Origin of the sequence: Rhodococcus sp. NPDC059969 (genome assembly GCF_042738325.1) — a bacterium.
Classification (GTDB): domain Bacteria; phylum Actinomycetota; class Actinomycetes; order Mycobacteriales; family Mycobacteriaceae; genus Rhodococcus_F.
The window spans coordinates 874,578-890,100 of the sequence record NZ_JBHWUF010000001.1 but is presented as its reverse complement, the minus strand read 5'-3'; the positions used below and the strand labels follow the sequence as shown (position 1 = coordinate 890,100).

The 15,523-nt window shown below is 64.3% G+C and carries 16 protein-coding genes and 1 pseudogene; 7 read left to right on the top strand and 10 right to left on the bottom strand.

Features of this window, described 5'->3' with window-relative positions:
* Positions 1–50: 50 nt before the first annotated feature.
* The 5 genes from ACFWAD_RS04015 to ACFWAD_RS03995 all read left to right on the top strand — a co-directional run bounded on the left by ACFWAD_RS04015 (position 51) and on the right by ACFWAD_RS03995 (position 4,202).
* A complete protein-coding gene (locus tag ACFWAD_RS04015) occupies positions 51–878 on the top strand; it encodes a 2-keto-4-pentenoate hydratase (protein WP_378541559.1) in 828 nt (275 codons plus the stop codon).
* Complete coding sequence (locus ACFWAD_RS04010; RefSeq protein ID WP_003943168.1) at positions 875–1,819, top strand: acetaldehyde dehydrogenase (acetylating); 945 nt, start codon at positions 875–877, stop codon at positions 1,817–1,819. The genes ACFWAD_RS04015 and ACFWAD_RS04010 overlap by 4 nt, the downstream gene beginning before the upstream one ends.
* On the top strand, positions 1,816–2,844 hold the full coding sequence (gene dmpG, locus ACFWAD_RS04005) for a 4-hydroxy-2-oxovalerate aldolase (protein ID WP_378530352.1): 1,029 nt from the start codon (positions 1,816–1,818) through the stop codon (positions 2,842–2,844). Before ACFWAD_RS04010 ends, dmpG begins: the two co-directional genes overlap by 4 nt.
* A 160-nt stretch (positions 2,845–3,004) precedes the next feature.
* On the top strand, positions 3,005–3,721 hold the full coding sequence (locus ACFWAD_RS04000) for an NUDIX domain-containing protein (protein ID WP_378541557.1): 717 nt from the start codon (positions 3,005–3,007) through the stop codon (positions 3,719–3,721).
* 19 nt (positions 3,722–3,740) lie between these two features.
* Entirely contained in the window at positions 3,741–4,202 is a 462-nt protein-coding gene (locus ACFWAD_RS03995; RefSeq protein ID WP_378541555.1) for a DUF6389 family protein, read from the top strand.
* 63 nt (positions 4,203–4,265) lie between these two features.
* Here the strand turns inward: ACFWAD_RS03995 and ACFWAD_RS03990 are convergent, their stop codons facing one another.
* From ACFWAD_RS03990 to ACFWAD_RS03980, 3 genes and pseudogenes are all read right to left on the bottom strand, one after another.
* The gene (locus ACFWAD_RS03990; protein WP_370852753.1) at positions 4,266–4,358 is read right to left on the bottom strand and encodes a DUF664 domain-containing protein; all 93 of its coding nucleotides are present in this window, start codon (positions 4,356–4,358) and stop codon (positions 4,266–4,268) included.
* Positions 4,359–4,437: 79 nt separating this feature from the next.
* Positions 4,438–4,596 (bottom strand): annotated as a pseudogene (locus tag ACFWAD_RS03985) (mini-circle protein); the annotation flags it as partial.
* A 133-nt stretch (positions 4,597–4,729) separates the two neighbouring features.
* Positions 4,730–5,206: a hypothetical protein gene (locus ACFWAD_RS03980; RefSeq protein ID WP_378541553.1), complete on the bottom strand. Its 477-nt coding sequence runs from the start codon at positions 5,204–5,206 to the stop codon at positions 4,730–4,732.
* A gap of 139 nt (positions 5,207–5,345) precedes the next feature.
* On the opposite strand from ACFWAD_RS03980, the gene ACFWAD_RS03975 reads away from it, so the two are divergent.
* Positions 5,346–5,687: a VOC family protein gene (locus tag ACFWAD_RS03975; protein WP_378541551.1), complete on the top strand. Its 342-nt coding sequence runs from the start codon at positions 5,346–5,348 to the stop codon at positions 5,685–5,687.
* A gap of 174 nt (positions 5,688–5,861) precedes the next feature.
* Entirely contained in the window at positions 5,862–6,233 is a 372-nt protein-coding gene (locus tag ACFWAD_RS03970) for an SdpI family protein (RefSeq protein ID WP_378541549.1), read from the top strand.
* 43 nt (positions 6,234–6,276) lie between these two features.
* Here ACFWAD_RS03970 and ACFWAD_RS03965 read toward each other — a convergent pair whose 3' ends face one another.
* The 7 genes from ACFWAD_RS03965 to ACFWAD_RS03935 all read right to left on the bottom strand — a co-directional run bounded on the left by ACFWAD_RS03965 (position 6,277) and on the right by ACFWAD_RS03935 (position 15,390).
* Complete coding sequence (locus ACFWAD_RS03965) at positions 6,277–7,311, bottom strand: MerR family transcriptional regulator (RefSeq protein WP_378541547.1); 1,035 nt, start codon at positions 7,309–7,311, stop codon at positions 6,277–6,279.
* 13 nt (positions 7,312–7,324) lie between these two features.
* Complete coding sequence (locus ACFWAD_RS03960) at positions 7,325–7,990, bottom strand: HEAT repeat domain-containing protein (RefSeq protein ID WP_378541545.1); 666 nt, start codon at positions 7,988–7,990, stop codon at positions 7,325–7,327.
* A 68-nt stretch (positions 7,991–8,058) separates the two neighbouring features.
* Positions 8,059–9,924: an SIP domain-containing protein gene (locus ACFWAD_RS03955; protein WP_378541543.1), complete on the bottom strand. Its 1,866-nt coding sequence runs from the start codon at positions 9,922–9,924 to the stop codon at positions 8,059–8,061.
* 9 nt (positions 9,925–9,933) lie between these two features.
* Positions 9,934–11,376 carry a salicylate synthase gene (locus ACFWAD_RS03950; RefSeq protein ID WP_378541541.1) on the bottom strand — a complete coding sequence of 481 codons (1,443 nt, stop codon included), beginning with the start codon at positions 11,374–11,376 and terminating at the stop codon, positions 9,934–9,936.
* Positions 11,373–12,992: a (2,3-dihydroxybenzoyl)adenylate synthase gene (locus tag ACFWAD_RS03945; RefSeq protein WP_378541539.1), complete on the bottom strand. Its 1,620-nt coding sequence runs from the start codon at positions 12,990–12,992 to the stop codon at positions 11,373–11,375. The genes ACFWAD_RS03950 and ACFWAD_RS03945 overlap by 4 nt, the downstream gene beginning before the upstream one ends.
* The gene (gene entS / locus ACFWAD_RS03940) at positions 12,989–14,314 is read right to left on the bottom strand and encodes an enterobactin transporter EntS (RefSeq protein WP_378541537.1); all 1,326 of its coding nucleotides are present in this window, start codon (positions 14,312–14,314) and stop codon (positions 12,989–12,991) included. Before entS ends, ACFWAD_RS03945 begins: the two co-directional genes overlap by 4 nt.
* Before the next feature lie 41 nt (positions 14,315–14,355).
* A complete protein-coding gene (locus ACFWAD_RS03935) occupies positions 14,356–15,390 on the bottom strand; it encodes an iron-siderophore ABC transporter substrate-binding protein (protein ID WP_378541535.1) in 1,035 nt (344 codons plus the stop codon).
* Positions 15,391–15,523 lie beyond the last annotated feature (133 nt).

Below are 15,523 nucleotides of genomic sequence, written 5' to 3'. Positions count from 1 at the left end.
GTGAGACAGTTCCCTGGCGCAATCTCGGTGCCGCAGCGAAAGTAGTGGCCATGAGCCAGCCCACGAATACCAGTACAGCTAGCGAGACCGACATCGCAGGCGCTGCGGACCGCCTCGCAGCCGCCATCGCGAGCGGTACTCCCTGCGCGCCAGTGCGCGATCTGATCGGCGCCGACGACCTCGTCGCCGCCTACGCCGTCCAGCGTCGCGTCGACGAAATCCGTCGGCAGGGCGGGGCCGTGGTCGTAGGCCGCAAGATCGGCCTGACCTCGGTGGCAGTCCAGCAGCAGCTCGGCGTCGACCAGCCCGACCTCGGCGTGCTGTACGCCGACATGGAGTTCCCGGCCGGCGGCGTCATCCCCATGAGCCGTTTGATCCAGCCCAAGGTCGAAGCGGAAGTGGCCTTCGTGCTGGGCGCCGACCTCGTGGACGGGCCACTGGACAGCGCCCAGGTCCGCGGTGCGATCGACTACGCCGTCGCGGCGATCGAGATCTGCGACAGCCGCATCGAGTCGTGGGACATCAAGTTCGGTGACACCGTCGCCGACAATGCGTCCTCGGGCGTCTACGTCCTCGGAACCGAACGCCGCACCATCGACGAGGTGGAACCCGCCGGCGTCGTCATGTCGATGTCCGTCGACGGCACCGAGGTGTCCACCGGCGTCGGAACCGCCTGCCTGGGCGATCCGATCGAAGCCGTCGTCTGGCTCGCCCGCACGGCGCGCGAGTTGGGGCAGCCGCTGACCGCAGGCCAGGTGATCCTGTCCGGCGCACTCGGCCCCATGGCGCCGGTCACCGCAGGCAACGAAGTCACCGTGACCGTCTCCGGGCTCGGTTCCGTCACCACCAGTTTTTCCAGCGAAGAGGACAACGCATGAGCAAGGTCAAGGTCGCGATCATCGGATCGGGCAACATCGGCACGGATCTGATGATCAAGGTGCTGCGTAACTCCGATTACCTGGAGATGGGCGCGATGGTCGGTATCGACCCCGCGTCGGACGGCCTCGCTCGCGCGGCGCGTCTGAACGTGCCGATCACGGCAGAAGGCGTCGAAGGCCTGGTCGGTCTGCCGAACTTCGACGAGATCGAGATCGTCTTCGACGCCACCTCGGCAAAGGCTCACGTGGCCAACAACGCGCGGCTGGCTCCCCTCGGCAAGCGCATGATCGACCTGACGCCTGCCGCGATCGGACCGTACGTCGTACCGGCTGTCAACGCGGACGAGCACCTGGACGCGCCCAACGTCAACATGGTGACGTGTGGCGGCCAGGCCACCATCCCGATGGTTGCCGCTGTTTCTCGGGTGGTTCCGGTGGCGTACGCGGAGATCGTCGCGTCCATCGCCTCCAAGTCGGCCGGTCCCGGAACGCGCGCCAACATCGACGAGTTCACCGAAACCACGTCCGAGGCGATCGTGGCAGTCGGCGGCGCTCGTCGCGGCAAGGCCATCATCATCCTCAACCCCGCTGAGCCGCCGCTCATCATGCGCGACACGGTCTTCTGCCTCGTCGACGCGCCGGATCCGGCTGTCCACGACGAGATCCGTCAGTCGATCGAGAAAATGGTCGGCGACGTCTCGGCATACGTCCCGGGCTACCGCCTCAAGCAGGAAGTCCAGATCACCGAGATCCCGGCCGACCAGCCGGTCGAGACGTTGCTCGTCGACGGCAATCGCCCTACCCACCAGGTGTCGGTATTCCTCGAGGTCGAGGGTGCTGCGCACTACCTGCCCGCGTACGCCGGCAATCTCGACATCATGACGTCCGCCGGAATGCAGATCGCGGAGCGCATCGCCCAGCAGAAGGAAGCAACCAAGTGAGCAACCGCAAGATCTTCGTCCAGGACGTCACCCTTCGCGACGGCATGCACGCTGTTCGCCACCGCATTTCGCCGACCGACGTCAAGCGGATCGTCACAGCTCTCGACGCTGCCGGCGTCGACGCGATCGAAGTTGCGCACGGTGACGGCCTCGCTGGCGGCTCGCTCAACTACGGCCCCGGCTCGAACACCGACTGGGAATGGATCGAAGCTGCAGCCGAGGTACTCCAGCACGCTCGCCTCACCACGCTGCTACTACCCGGCGTCGGCACGATCAGTGAACTCAAGCACGCCTACGACCTGGGCGTCCGCTCCGTTCGCGTTGCCACCCACTGCACCGAGGCCGACGTCTCCGCGCAGCACATCGAGACCGCCCGCGAGATCGGCATGGACGTCTCGGGCTTCCTGATGATGAGCCACATGGCACCGGCCGAGGAGTTGGCGAAGCAGGCCAAGTTGATGGAATCGTATGGCGCGCACTGCGTCTACGTCACCGACTCGGGTGGACGCCTGGTGATGAACGACGTCGCGGATCGTGTTCGCGCATACCGCGATATTCTCGACGAGGGCACCGAAATCGGTATCCACGCCCACGAGAACCTTTCACTCTCGGTCGCCAATTCTGTTGTGGCCGTGCAGAACGGCGTCACTCGCGTCGACGCGTCCCTGGCCGGGCACGGTGCCGGTGCCGGTAACTGCCCCCTCGAAGCGTTCATCGCCGTTGCGAACATCGAGGAGTGGGAGCACGGCTGCGACCTGTTCGCACTGCAGGATGCTGCCGACGACATCGTCCGTCCGCTGCAGGACCGGCCGGTCCGCGTCGATCGAGAGACCCTCACACTGGGCTACGCAGGCGTGTACTCGAGCTTCCTGCGCCACGCGGAGGCTGCGTCGGAGCGCTACGGAATCGACGTTCGCACACTGCTGCTCGAAGCCGGACGCCGCCGTCTGGTGGGTGGCCAGGAGGACATGATCGTCGACATCGCGCTCACCCTTGCGGCGCAGGCGAGCAAGGAAGCTGTCTGACGCGCTGCCGAATTCGCTGATACCCGAGTCCCGCTCCCGTCTCCGGACTGGGGCGGGACTTCTCAGTTGGGCTGAGAGGTTCTGTCATTACAGCGCTCAACCTCTGAAACTGTTGTTGCCCAATAACGGCGAGGGGCCGATCTTCGCTACGGTGGATGACATGACCGAACCCGACTGCGACCCGCTGATACACCCAACTGCAACGAAGGGCCGTGTCGGCGTCGACATACCGGACAGCCGGGGTCGCACCGGCCTCGACCGAACAGGCTTCGGGCTGCACGGTAATCCTGATGTCGAAGTCGAACGAGTCGAGGTCACCTCAGACGGTTGGCATGTGTTGCGTCGCAGCACCTTCACGTACCGGCGAAGCGACGGAACTCTCGAAACGCAGCAACGTGAAACCTACGACCGCGGGAACGGCGCGACGATCTTGCTGTACGACCCCGAACGGCGCACCGTCCTGTTGACGAAGCAATTCCGCTTTCCCGCTTACGTCAACGCACACCCCGACGGAATGTTGATCGAGACCGCAGCCGGTTTGCTCGACGACGACACGCCGGAAGTAGCCATTCGGCGAGAGACGAGCGAAGAGCTTGGCGTCGCGATCGGTGAGGTGCAGCATCTGTTCGATCTGTACATGAGCCCCGGATCCGTCACCGAGAGAGTGCATTTCTACGCCGCTCGATACAGTCCGGCGGACAGAACCGGAAGCGGTGGCGGGGTGCCAGACGAAGGCGAGGACATCGAAGTCCTGGAGTTGCCGTTCGACACGGCACTCGACATGGTCGCCGGCGGAGAGATCGTCGACGGTAAGACGGTCATTCTTCTTCAATGGGCTGCCATGTCGGAGGTACTGACTTCGAAGTCGATTGCCTGAAATTCTATATCCTGTGCCGATGGAACCTGCCGAGTACCGTGACGCGCTGAGGTCTGTCCTCGACACCGCATCGTCGGTAGTCGAAAGCCGGCTGGCGGCGATGCGCGCCGCGGCGACAGCACATACCGAAGGTATTGTCATCGACGTCTCCGTGGACCAGGACGGCGAGGGCACTTTCGGCGTCTGGGCGCGATTCGACGACCCTGATGCGTTCAGTTTGAATCAGCAGATCGGCGACGAGCGGGAGCTTTTCGGCGTGATCTGGGGTGAGGAAGGCTGGGAGCCACCGGTTCCCACTCGTCCGCGAGAGTGGTCACGCACGGAACTCGAGGAAGTTATCATCGGTGTCGTCGCCGAGTGGATCGGCGCGCTCGTTCCCCCGACTGCATCCGAACTGCACTGGGAAGTAACAACTCCCGACGGAGCGACCGACCCGATACCTGTGGGCCCCGATTTCAGTCGTGGACATTCGCCTCGATGAAGCGCGGAAGCTGTCGGCGAGATGGACGACCTCGAACCACTGTTGTGATCCGATGCTGCGATGTCACCGACCGGTCGAACCGTCGATCAGTTCGCGGAGGATGTCAGCGTGCCCGGCATGGCGTCCGGTCTCTTCGCTGAAACGTCGCTTTCCAATCCGTCACGTTTTCGGCGAGAAACATCGATCGTTCGACAAAGGTCAAATGATTGACCAGCCCGAGCAAGGTTGTTCCCGACCGAACAATTGTGGTGCGCACCTGAGGTTCCGGAGCACCTTCAACCTTGACAGCGATCGAATCACGCAGGTAGTCGAGAAACGCGCGCAGCGTATCGGTCTCGCTATTCCCTGTCCGGGGTGGTGGGACATCACGGCGGCTCCGACGCGACGTTGCCATGGTGGGTCTCCTTCCTCGGTGAGGAACGACGAAGAGGCTTCATTCCTGGATGGGTAGTACCGATCTTTCCGAACTCACGTCGATCCCGCATCAATTTTTGCCGTTGCGGCAAAGGCCGGCTCTATTGCCGGTATCACCGCGCGGAATGCAGGTCGCGCACAAGTTGAGGTGTCCGCCACTTACCGACCTCGAACGGCCACCGCCGCAGCGGATACGCGAGACGGGCCAAGAAGTAATTGACGTATTCGACGACGCCGAAAGCCCACACCACCATGATGGCCGCCGCAGTGACGAAATGATCTGGTAGCCAAATGAGCACGCCGAGGAGACCGACTGCCAAGACGACAATGTCGAGGACTCGAAACGCACGGTAGAGCGCCGCGAGGCGGGCCGGCATCGGCGCCTGCTCGACCCAGCCTCGGGCAAGCAACCAATAGACACCTGCTTGTACGAGAACCACGAGCAGTGGGGCCAGCGCCGACCACAGCGCCGCGGAGTCGTGCGGACCTTCGAGCCGAGGCACCACGACGCCGACAGCCACAGCAGCAAACACTCCCGCGGCGGCCAGTTCGCCAAGACCGAGGCTCAGGTACCTGCGTCGCAAACTCATTCGCCGTTGATCCACCACGTGAGAAACCATATCCGTTGATCACTGCGCAGCGGGTGCGCACTAGCTGCAGGGCATTGCCTAAGATCGATCGAAAGGCAGTCACGTGTAAAGAGGTTGGTGTGCGATGGTGCGATTGGCCATGGTTACGTTCGATGCAACGGATGCCCGATCACTTGCCACCTGGTGGTCGGAGCGATTCAGCGAGGCGAGTATCGACGGTGACGAAGATTTCCTGACGGTGACGGCCCCGGACCTCCCACTCACTCTCGGTTTCCAACGGATCGATCAGGCTCGCAGCCAAAGGAATACGGTTCACCTCGACTTCGACCTCGAACCGCAGGATCCTCCGCGGGACCAGGTCGTCGCGACCTTCGTCGCGGCAGGAGCAGCCCACGTCGAGCGCCATGAGTCGGGCGGATCAATTTGGGACGTGTTGGCTGATCCGGCGGGAAACCTTTTCTGCGTAGGTGATCCGCATTAGGGTCTGTCTGACAACCAGTCCGAGATCGAGTCCACTGCTCATTCGGCAAAGCTTGAAAGTACTTCACCCGCACAGCCGTACATGCATTCGTTCGCATACAGTCGGATGTGTCCCAGCGGCACCCCAGACTGGAATGTCCGCTGTGTCAAAATCTGCCGACAGGGGGCTGGACGGGTGGGATCGCCTGATTTGCTGGGTCTGACGGCCTCACTGTCGTCGTCGACGCTTATTCTCGCCTTCGTTGCCGGGCTTCTTCCGCGAGTCGTCGGTGATGAACCGAATCCCGTTGTCGGCATACGCACGAGGGCAACGATCTCGAGCCCCGAGGCGTGGCAATTGGCCCATCGGATTGCGCGGCCGCTTCTGCGCCGGACGGTGTGGACAGCCGTAGTGGGACTGTGCCTGCAGGTCGCGATCGGTGTCGTGACGGGTTTCGGATCTGTGGGCTCGGCTGTCGCTTCAACGGTCGTGTTTACAGCAGTGCTCGTCGTCCTGCTCTATGCAGCGTTGAAGGGCAACGCCGCAGCAAAATCGTTGCGGCATTGACAGCTCGGGCCGCAGTTGTCAGAGGTGCCCTGGTTCTCCGATTTCAGTTCCCGATACGCGGTCGTTCGCGTCGGCGTGGTCCACGGTCCCGCATCTCGAGGATCGCGGCTGCCGTTGACGCAACCGTCTTGTCGTCGTCGTGGGTGAGGCGGGCGAGCGCTTCGTGTGCTGCCGCGCCGGGAATCTCGGCGAGCGCCTGAGTGATTCGCAGCCGAGTCGGCGCGTCGGCGGTGTTGTCGAGCCTGTCCTGCACTGCTGCGACGACTTCGCCGCTTGCAGGTGAGCGCTCCGCCAGAAGGCCCAGCACCTCGCCGGCCTCGACGTCGCGTCGCCCGTCGGCGACCATCTCGAGAAGAGCGGGCATCGAGACGGCCTCTCCGCGAGTTCCGAGGGTGAGAGCGGAGTCGGCGCGGACTATCCCGTCCGAATCATCGAGAGCTCGCTTCAAACACCGAGTTGCCTCCTCGGTGTGGATCCCGGAGATGGCGGACATCGCGCGACGCCGAACCTGGACGTCCTCCGATTCGAGCCCCTTCGCGAGAGCTGCAAGCCCCGCACCTTCGGTTCTCGCCAACGCCCATTGCAACGCTCCGGCCACGTTGGCATCCTTCTCCGACAGTATGGCCTCGACGAGTGCGTCGACGGGCAATGCCGCATTCGCATCCTGCGACAGGATCGCTTGCTGACGGTGGGCAGCGAACTCGGATTCGAGTGCACGCAACAGTGAAACCATGCGCAGGACGTCGTCCCACTCCGAAGGGGCGGAGGCGTCGACCCTTTCGAGTTTGGTCAGCAATTCTTCCTCCGCCGCGATCCGTTGCCGAGTGTGTTGCATGAGTTCACCCACCAAATCGGCCGGGGCGAAGTCGGGCTCGTCCAGTGCACGCTTGGCCTCGTTCAGCGAAAGCCCCAACGTCCTCAGGCTCTCGACGTGGAAGAGTCGACGGATGTCGTCGGCGGAGTACTCGCGGTAACCGCCGGACGTGCGGCCCGTCGGCTTCACCAGTCCCAACGTGTCGTAGTGACGCAGCATCCGTGTGCTGACACCACAACGCCGCGACACCTCGCCGATCAACATCCGTCTCCCCTTCCTACGCGTCCGGGCCGATTGCCGCGACGCGCCTCGCCAACTCGTGTGAGAGAGCGAACCCACCGTCGGGGTCGTGCCAGAGTTGCTTTGTAGCATCAGCATGCGCCCGAACACGCGGATTCAGGCTTGCACCGGCCGCGTCGAGCACCGGGAGTACAGCCTCGCCGAGTCCTGTCAGAGCTCGACTGAGACTGAGCTGCATCTGGAGTTCGCCCCGCCCGAGTTCGGTGGCCAACTCGGCCGCGAGCGCACCCTCGTCTCCTGACGGCACGAGGGCCACAGCCGCACGCCACGCGCTGCGCACGACCTCGTCGTCCTGGTCGTGGACCAGTGCAGAGACCTCGGGCCAAGCGATCGGATCGCCGATCTTGGACAAGGTGTGGAGCGCCTGACTGCGGGCTTGCGAACCATCGGACCCGAGCTCACGGATCAACCTCGGCACCGTGATTTCGCCCGGCAGGCGGCACAACGCCCAGGTCAGCATGTCGCGGACGAAGAAATCCGGCTCGACGGCACACCGATCGACCAGGGCAACCGTCAGCTCAGGGTCCGGGCGTGTGCCGGCGGCTAGCGCGGCGCGCAGCCGAACCGAGGAATCAGCTGCGGCCAATGCGTCGACGAGGTGAGCATTCTGCCCACCGTGGTTGGTTGTGTTCACGACAACCACCTCCTTCGTCGACTATTGGAGTCCTTGTCACTGTGTCAAGGTCAAGCCGGCGAAGGTCGCAGCCAAGTTCAGAGCTGGCGGCGCAGGTCCAGAACTGCGATTCCCCAGCCGACGAGTCGTGATGCAGACACGACCAGACCTGCATCTTCCGCGACAGCTGCGAACTCGGATTCGGTACGTATTCCGGTGCCGTGCATACAGAGCATCAGCAGATCGAATTCGGCAGCGTCCTCACTGATCGAGGTTCCGGCGGCACCTTCGTCGAGCAACCGCTCGACAACGATGATCTTGCCACCGGGCACAACAGCATCACTGGCTGTACGGAGCAGCAGGCTCAGGTCGTTGTCCGGAAGACGCCCAGTCGCTTCGAGGAGGAGGTACGCGTCGAACGGGTGGGCAGTCACCGGCGCGAGAACACTCTGCGTCAGATGGCTGATCCGGTCCGACACCGCGGGGTCGACGTCCTTGTCGATCCGTTCGAGTTCACTGGGCAAACCGAGGACCGTTGCCGCGAGGTGCTGTTCGGCACCGAGCACGGCGTTCATCACGACCCCGGAACCGCTGCCCGCGACCAGGATGCGCGTGACGTCGCTGAGGGGATATTCGGCTGCGAGGGCCGATCCCAGAAATGCTGCCTCGTCGGCGATGTGATGGTGATGCTTGTCGGCCAGCAGTGGATGGGCGTCCAAGTCTTCGTCGAGAGTGCGGCCGGTAACGGCACTGATCGCGGCCGTTCCGGATCGAACGGCGCCGACCAACCCGGTGATGGACAACTCGACCCGTGCCTCGATTCCCTCGAGGTCGAGCCAGTTCGAGACCCACTCGTCGCCCAGCATCGCCTCACCTACTTCGCCGAGGGTCAGCGTCTCCCCTGCTCCCCGGGCGAGAACCTCGGTGGCGATCAGGTAGCGGACGAACTTCGCCAAGGCTCGAGAGTCGGTTCCGGTGCGAGAGGCCAACTCGCCCAGATTGTCGGCACCTTCGGCAACGTGGTGAGGAATACGCAGAGTGTTTGCCGCCCTGATCGCGAACGGGGAGACGATCTCTGCCCGCTCGGCGAGCTTGTCGAACGGTTCGGTCGTCGCGGCCGCGAGATCGGGCACGGCGGGATCGTCGGCGAGAGTGACGACCTCGGCACGCCGCCAATAGCCGGTGATGTCCACCATCTCCGCCGGCAACTGACGCTCTTCACGCAGATACCGACGAATCCCCTTGAGCGAGGTGGATTCTCCGGCTACCCAGGCGAACACGGCGCCGTCACGCCACGGTACGGAGCGCACGGCCTGCTCGAGCGCTGACAGTTCACCGGCCGGACTGTCGTCTCGGCCTACCCGAGTGAGCGAGACCGAAGCCGCGCTGGGCAGATCGAGTGTGTGCTCGGCTGAAGTGACCTCGACAACGACGCGAGCGTCCAGACCGGCGGGCATCTCTTCGAGCCAACGCGCGATTGCCGGTATCGCAGTTTCGTCTCCGACGACGAGTACCCAGTCCACATCCTCCGGCGCACGCCCCGAACGAACCGGACCAAGGAGGTCGATGGAGTCGCCCGGCAGGCACCGTCGTCCCCAGGTGGACGCGATTCCGGTCTCGTGGGTGACAAAATCGAGAGTCAACTCGGCGGCAGCGGGATCGAACTTGCGCACGGTGTAGTTGCGGGTGACGGGCTTGGGGTCGCGTGGCCACTCGACCGTGCGTGCGCGCTGCTGCGGAAGCACCACTTCGCCGGACTCGGTGGGAAAGAACAGTCTCACGAAGTCGTCGAATCCGGAACTGCACAGCGCCGGGAACTCGAACCCGTCCTTCTCGAACGCGACAAGTTCCGGGCCGCGCAGGACGATGCGTCGCATCCCGGCGTCGATGTCGGATGTCTCGACGACCGTGGCACGCCGGATCACCTCGGGATGCACCAACTGTTGCCGGTGGGATCTGGCCATGTGTCGCTATTACCCTTCTACGTCGAATGCGCTTACATCGAATGCGTCGGCGCCGCTCACTTCGGTGCCGCTCACTTCGACAGCACTGGGATGCTGCCGCCGAATCAGATACGGTGCAACGCTCGTGAGCTTCTCACAGGTCTCGTCGAACTCTCGGTCCGGAGTGGACTGCGCGACGATCCCTGCCCCGGCACGCAACCACGTGCGTCCTTGCTGCTGATAGACGGCCCGGAGAACGAGGGCGGCTTCAAGCGTCCCGGTCGACGAGGCGCGAACCACCGCCCCCGAGTACAGGCCGCGTTCGCCGTTGTCGAGACGTGCGATCGCGTCGATCGACTCGCGTTTAGGGATTCCCGACGCGGTGACGGCGGGAAAGACGGCCGCGAACGCATCCCAGGGTGAGAGGTCGTCGCGCAACAGGCCACGCACGGTCGAGGCGAGGTGCTGCACACTGCCACGTTCACGAACACTCATGAAGTCGGTGACCGTGGTCGAGTCGCCGGTAGAGACGGAGGCGACCTCCCGGAACGCGGTGCGGACCGATACTGCATGTTCGGCAATCTCTTTCGGGTCCTCCTCCAGATCATTGCGTGCTGCCGCGTCCGCCTCCGGTCCCACACCGAGGGCACGGGTCCCGGCGAGCGGTTCGGCCGAGACGCGTCTCCGGCCGTCGACGGCGACGACGAGTTCGGGGCTGAATCCTGCCGCTGCGATGTCTCCGAGGTTCAACAGAAAGGAGCGGGCCGGGGTGTTGGCGAGTCGCCCGACACGGTAGGTATTGGGCAGGTCGACGTCGAAAGTGACCGGAACAGTCCGGGAGAGAATGACTTTCGTGTAGTCGCCACGACGCACTTCGTCGATCGCCGCGGCGGCGCGTTCTCGGTAGCTATCGGTGTCGGTGAAGACGTCGACGGCACCTGACGAAGGTGGTACCACGGCGGTGACACGCCGGAGGACGTCGGTGAGCGCGGCCGCGTCGGCGGGCGTACCGCCGGTCACGACGATGTCGTCGCCCAGGGATCGGCCGAAGGTGATTTCGACGCGCGGGATGATCAGGTGCGCCAGGGTGGACTCGCCCAGCGGCCGGCCGGCCGGCACACAATGGGTGTACGCCGAGAACTCGAAACTCACCCAGCCGTAGGCATTCCAGTGCTGAACCGGGAGCGCCGCGAGGGAGTCCTGCAGCGCGAGCGCCGGGTCGTCCGACCACTCGGACACGCTGTCGACGCCGTCCCAGGTGGTGGTCACGGTCCGGCCTGTCATCACCACAGAGCCGAGAATGCCTGCCGCGATCACCCAGTCCCCGTGGTTCTCGTAGACCACGTATTCCTCGAACAGGCCGGATTCGGCAAAGGCGACGACCTTGGCGAGGTCTCGGTCGAGTAGGTTCCCTGCCTGGAGACGGGAAGGATCGAGATCGGTGTCGAGATCGTCGACGGTCGATGATGTCACGAACGGCTCCCGACGGCAGCGACCAACGCGTTCTTGTCGATCTTCCCGACTGCGGTCATCGGCAGCGACGGGCGAGTGACCACACGATCGGGAAGGGTGTTTGCGGCGCATCCGAGACCGACGAGGAAGGATCGCAACTCCCCCAGTGTGGGTTCGGTTGTGCGGGTGACGATCACCGCGCACACGCTCTCTCCGAGATCACGGTCCGGGATGCCGACCACCGCGACCCTGGACACCGCCGGGTGGGTGAGCAACAGGTCTTCGAGAGCGTCTGCGGCGACATTTTCGCCGCCCCGGGTGATGACGTCTTTGATCCGGCCGGTGACGATCAGGTGGCCGGTCGCGAGCATGCGGACCTGGTCGCCACTTCGGTAGAACCCGTCGGCGGTGATCGCGGTCCGATTATGTTCGGCGGCACGGTAATAGCCGTTGATGGTGTAAGGCCCACGGGTGAGGAGTTCCCCCACCTCGCCCGGTAGGACATCGTCACCGGCCTCGTCGACGATCCGGATCTCGTCGAGTTCGGAGAGAGGACGGCCCTGCGTGGTCAGCACCAGATCGTCGGTGTCGTCGAGGCGCGTGTAGTTCAGCAATCCTTCGGCCATGCCGAACACCTGCTGCAGGGTGCATCCGAGGGCGGGCCGGACGAGTTTGGCGACCTCCGGGGTGAGCTTGGCTCCCCCGACCTGCAGCAACCGAAGGCTGGAGAGATCTGCACTCTCCCATTCGGTTGCTTCACACCATAAATGGGTCAGACTCGGTACGAGAGCGGTCACGGTGACGCCGTGCTGTTCGATCAGTCCGAACGTGTGGTCCGGGCTGGGATCGCGCGTCAGGACCACGGCGGCGCCGACACCGAACGCACCGAGAATGCCGGGGCAGGCAAGGGGGAAATTGTGAGCCGCAGGAAGGACCGCGAGATACACGTCGTCTGCGGTGAGTTCACATATCTGCGCGCTGGCTCGGGCGTTGTACGCGTAGTCGTCGTGGGTGCGGGGAATCAGCTTCGGCAATCCGGTGGTTCCGCCGGACACCAGCAGCACCGCGACGTCCCGTGAATCTGCCCGATCGAAGACGCGGCGCTCGGCGTGAACATCTGCGAGTGAGGTGAATTCCGCTGCGTCACCGTCGACGAATACCGTTGTCACACTGGGAACTGACCCGACGACCTCACGGGCGAGGTCGCGGTAGTCGAAACCCCCGTCGCTGTCGGCGATCACGTATGCCGTCGCCTCGGACAGGCCGGCGAGGTGCACGATCTCTCGGGCACGATGGGCGGGCAGGGTCAACACCGGAACGGCGCCACATTCGAGCAAGGCGAAGAGCACCACGACGAACGAGGGTGTGTTGGGCAGTTGAACAATCACCCGATCTCCAGCACTGACGCCGCGTTCGGCGAAGCCGGCAGCGGTGGCACGTACCCGGATTCCCAACTCGGAGTAGGACAATGCCCCACCGCTACCGACGACGGCTCGGCGACGTGAATGGTCGGCAACCCAAGTGTCGAATTCCGTGGGTATGGCACGTCCACGCCATAGGCCGGCGTCGGCGTACCGTTGGGCCCGCTCGACGGAAAACGGTACGACGTCGATGTTCGTGGAGAGCTCTGCGGTCATCGTAGTTCCTCGCGTTCGAGTGATTCTGCGCCGGAATGCTCGGGTGTGACGCCCGGCGAGCTGCTGTCGACAATGTTGCCGACCATGTTGTCGACAGCGTGGTCCACGTAGTCACGTAGTGACGCCAACGAGATCAGTGCGAGTACAGACAGAGACACCATGATGACGCCGTACACGATCAAGGCGGTGGAGGCGACGAACACGGTGCCGATCAGACCTGCGACCGCCGACCCCACGGACAGTCCGAATACGTTCTGTGCGCTCCACAAACTGTTCGCGCGTCCGAGCAGCCGGTCCGGCGTGTTGGTCTGGATCACGGTGTACGCCACGATCTCCTGAACGGCACCGAATGCCCCGGCGACGGCCAACAGGACGAGCGCTACCCAGACCATCGGTGCCAGTCCGACTCCGGCGAGCGCCAGGAAACTGGCCGCGAGCGCGAGTACGAGGACGTAGCCTTTGCGCCGCACCCTGCTGATCCATCCGCTGGCCACCGATCCCAGGGCCGCCCCGACTGCGGTGGCCGAATACAGCAGGCCGGCGGTGCGCGGATCTCCGTCGAAGCGTTGCTCCACGAAGGCCGGGATCAGTACCCCGACGCCGCCGCCGAGCAAAGCGATGGTTCCGACGATGAGAACCGACCGAACGATGTTCCGGCTCAACGCGAACCGGAACCCTCCGGTGAGGGACGCCCACGGCGACTCCTCGTCCGTCTCGTCCGGCCGCAATTCCGGCAGAGTCGCCAGAAGTGGAACAGTGAGCAGGGTGCCTGCTGCGGCAGCCCAGTAGTTCCAGGTCACCCCACCGGTGGCGATTACCACGCCACCGAGCGCGGGGGCCGCCATCATGCCGAGCTGGACGGTGAGTGCGTTGATGGCTCCGGCCGCGGCGAACGAGTTCTCCGGGATCAGAGCCGGAGTCACGGCGAGGAGCGCGGTGATGCTGATCGCGCCGATCGCGCCGTCGACGGCGCCGAGTGCGTAGATAGCCCATACACTCGGGTCCGCCGACGCCGCGTTGAGCGCCAGCCCGACAAACGCCAAGCCGCACAATGTTCGGGTCCATACGATCAGTCGTCGTCTGTCGTACCGGTCGGCGAGTACGCCCCCGGTGAGCAGACCGACCAGGGTGGCGACGCCCGTGACCGTCGACGCGAATCCGACGTGTGCCGTCGATCCGGTCAACGCGAAGATCTGCACGGGCACTGCGACGATCAGCATGCCGATTCCGAACACCGCGATGGTGCGTGCGATGACGATGCTCCGGAACGGTGGGCTCTCGCGCAGTGGCGACAGGTCCAGCAGTAGAGCCTTGCCGCTCATGGTGTTTCCTCCCTGGCCGTTATCCGGCCCTTGTCCCTCGACTATCCCTTGACGTTGCCTGCGGCGGTGTTCAGCACCGTGGCGACGTCGTCGAGGATGTACGGGATGGTCAGGACCGTCAGTCCTCCGAAGGCGAAGTTCTTGTCGACGCTGAAGTCCTTGGTGGATGCAGTGCGGCCGTCGACGATCACCGGCTGTGCGGCAACCAAAGGCTCGGCGAGGAACGCGTTGAGAGAGTCCTTGTCGTAAGCGACCACGAACAGCACGTCGGCCGCGATCAGGGGCGCCTGCTCGGTGCTCAGCTCGAAGTACACGGCCTCCGGGTCCTTGGTCGGATCTGCCTGCTGGATCGTCGGCTCGTTCTTCAGTCCAAGCTGTTCGAGGAACTCGACGCGCACGTCGGCGTCCTTGCTCACCGCGAACGTGCTCGGGCTGTTCGGAAGTGCGATGGTCACGGTCTTACCCTGCAGCGCAGGGTTCTTCGCAGCTGTCGCGCTGATCGCGGCATTGGTCTTGTCGATGAGTGCGGTGGCCTCGGCCTGCTTGCCCAACGCCTGACCAGCGATGGTCACCTGGTCCTGCCACGACGCGGTCCACGGCTCGTCCGGGAAGGACACCACAGGCGCGATCTTCGACAGCGCGTCGAATTCCTGCTGAGTGATACCGGAGTACGGGGCGAAGATGAGATCCGGTTCTGCCTTCGCGAACTGCTCGACGGGCGCCTCACCGGTTCCGTCACCCGACAACAAGGTCGGCTGCTCGCCACCGAGCTTGTCGAGCGCCTCGGCGTCCCACTTCAGAATGCCCTTGTCGTCGGCCCCGTACTGAGGTCCGGCGAAGGTGGGCATCGCAACCGGGACGACGCCGAGCGCCAGGAGGGCGTCCTGGTTGGACCATCCCCAGGTTGCGACCCGCTTGGGCTCCTCCTTGATCTCGGCCGTGCCGAGAGCAGACTTGATCGTCACCGGGAACGCGGCATTCGCTGCCGACGAAGTCTCGGTGCTACCGCTGTCGTCGTTGCTGCTGCAGGCTGCCATTCCAACCACGAGGCCGCATGCCGCCAGTACAGCTACCATTCCGCGGACGCGCTTGCCGCCGCTCCGGTTGCGCCGCTCTGACGGCCCTCTTCCCATAATCCTTTTCACTCCAACACCTCTCGACCGATCGATCTGCTCATACACCCCCAGCGGGTGACGGCGCCTAACGTAG

Coding starts and splice junctions, on each gene's coding strand:
- ACFWAD_RS04015 (WP_378541559.1), top strand. CDS start 51: ATGAGCCAGCCCACGAATACCAGTACAGCTAGCGAGACCGACATCGCA.
- ACFWAD_RS04010 (WP_003943168.1), top strand. CDS start 875: ATGAGCAAGGTCAAGGTCGCGATCATCGGATCGGGCAACATCGGCACG.
- ACFWAD_RS04000 (WP_378541557.1), top strand. CDS start 3,005: ATGACCGAACCCGACTGCGACCCGCTGATACACCCAACTGCAACGAAG.
- ACFWAD_RS03995 (WP_378541555.1), top strand. CDS start 3,741: ATGGAACCTGCCGAGTACCGTGACGCGCTGAGGTCTGTCCTCGACACC.
- ACFWAD_RS03980 (WP_378541553.1), bottom strand. CDS start 5,206: ATGAGTTTGCGACGCAGGTACCTGAGCCTCGGTCTTGGCGAACTGGCC.
- ACFWAD_RS03975 (WP_378541551.1), top strand. CDS start 5,346: ATGGTTACGTTCGATGCAACGGATGCCCGATCACTTGCCACCTGGTGG.
- ACFWAD_RS03965 (WP_378541547.1), bottom strand. CDS start 7,311: ATGTTGATCGGCGAGGTGTCGCGGCGTTGTGGTGTCAGCACACGGATG.
- ACFWAD_RS03955 (WP_378541543.1), bottom strand. CDS start 9,924: ATGGCCAGATCCCACCGGCAACAGTTGGTGCATCCCGAGGTGATCCGG.
- ACFWAD_RS03945 (WP_378541539.1), bottom strand. CDS start 12,992: ATGACCGCAGAGCTCTCCACGAACATCGACGTCGTACCGTTTTCCGTC.
- entS (WP_378541537.1), bottom strand. CDS start 14,314: ATGAGCGGCAAGGCTCTACTGCTGGACCTGTCGCCACTGCGCGAGAGC.
- ACFWAD_RS03935 (WP_378541535.1), bottom strand. CDS start 15,390: ATGGTAGCTGTACTGGCGGCATGCGGCCTCGTGGTTGGAATGGCAGCC.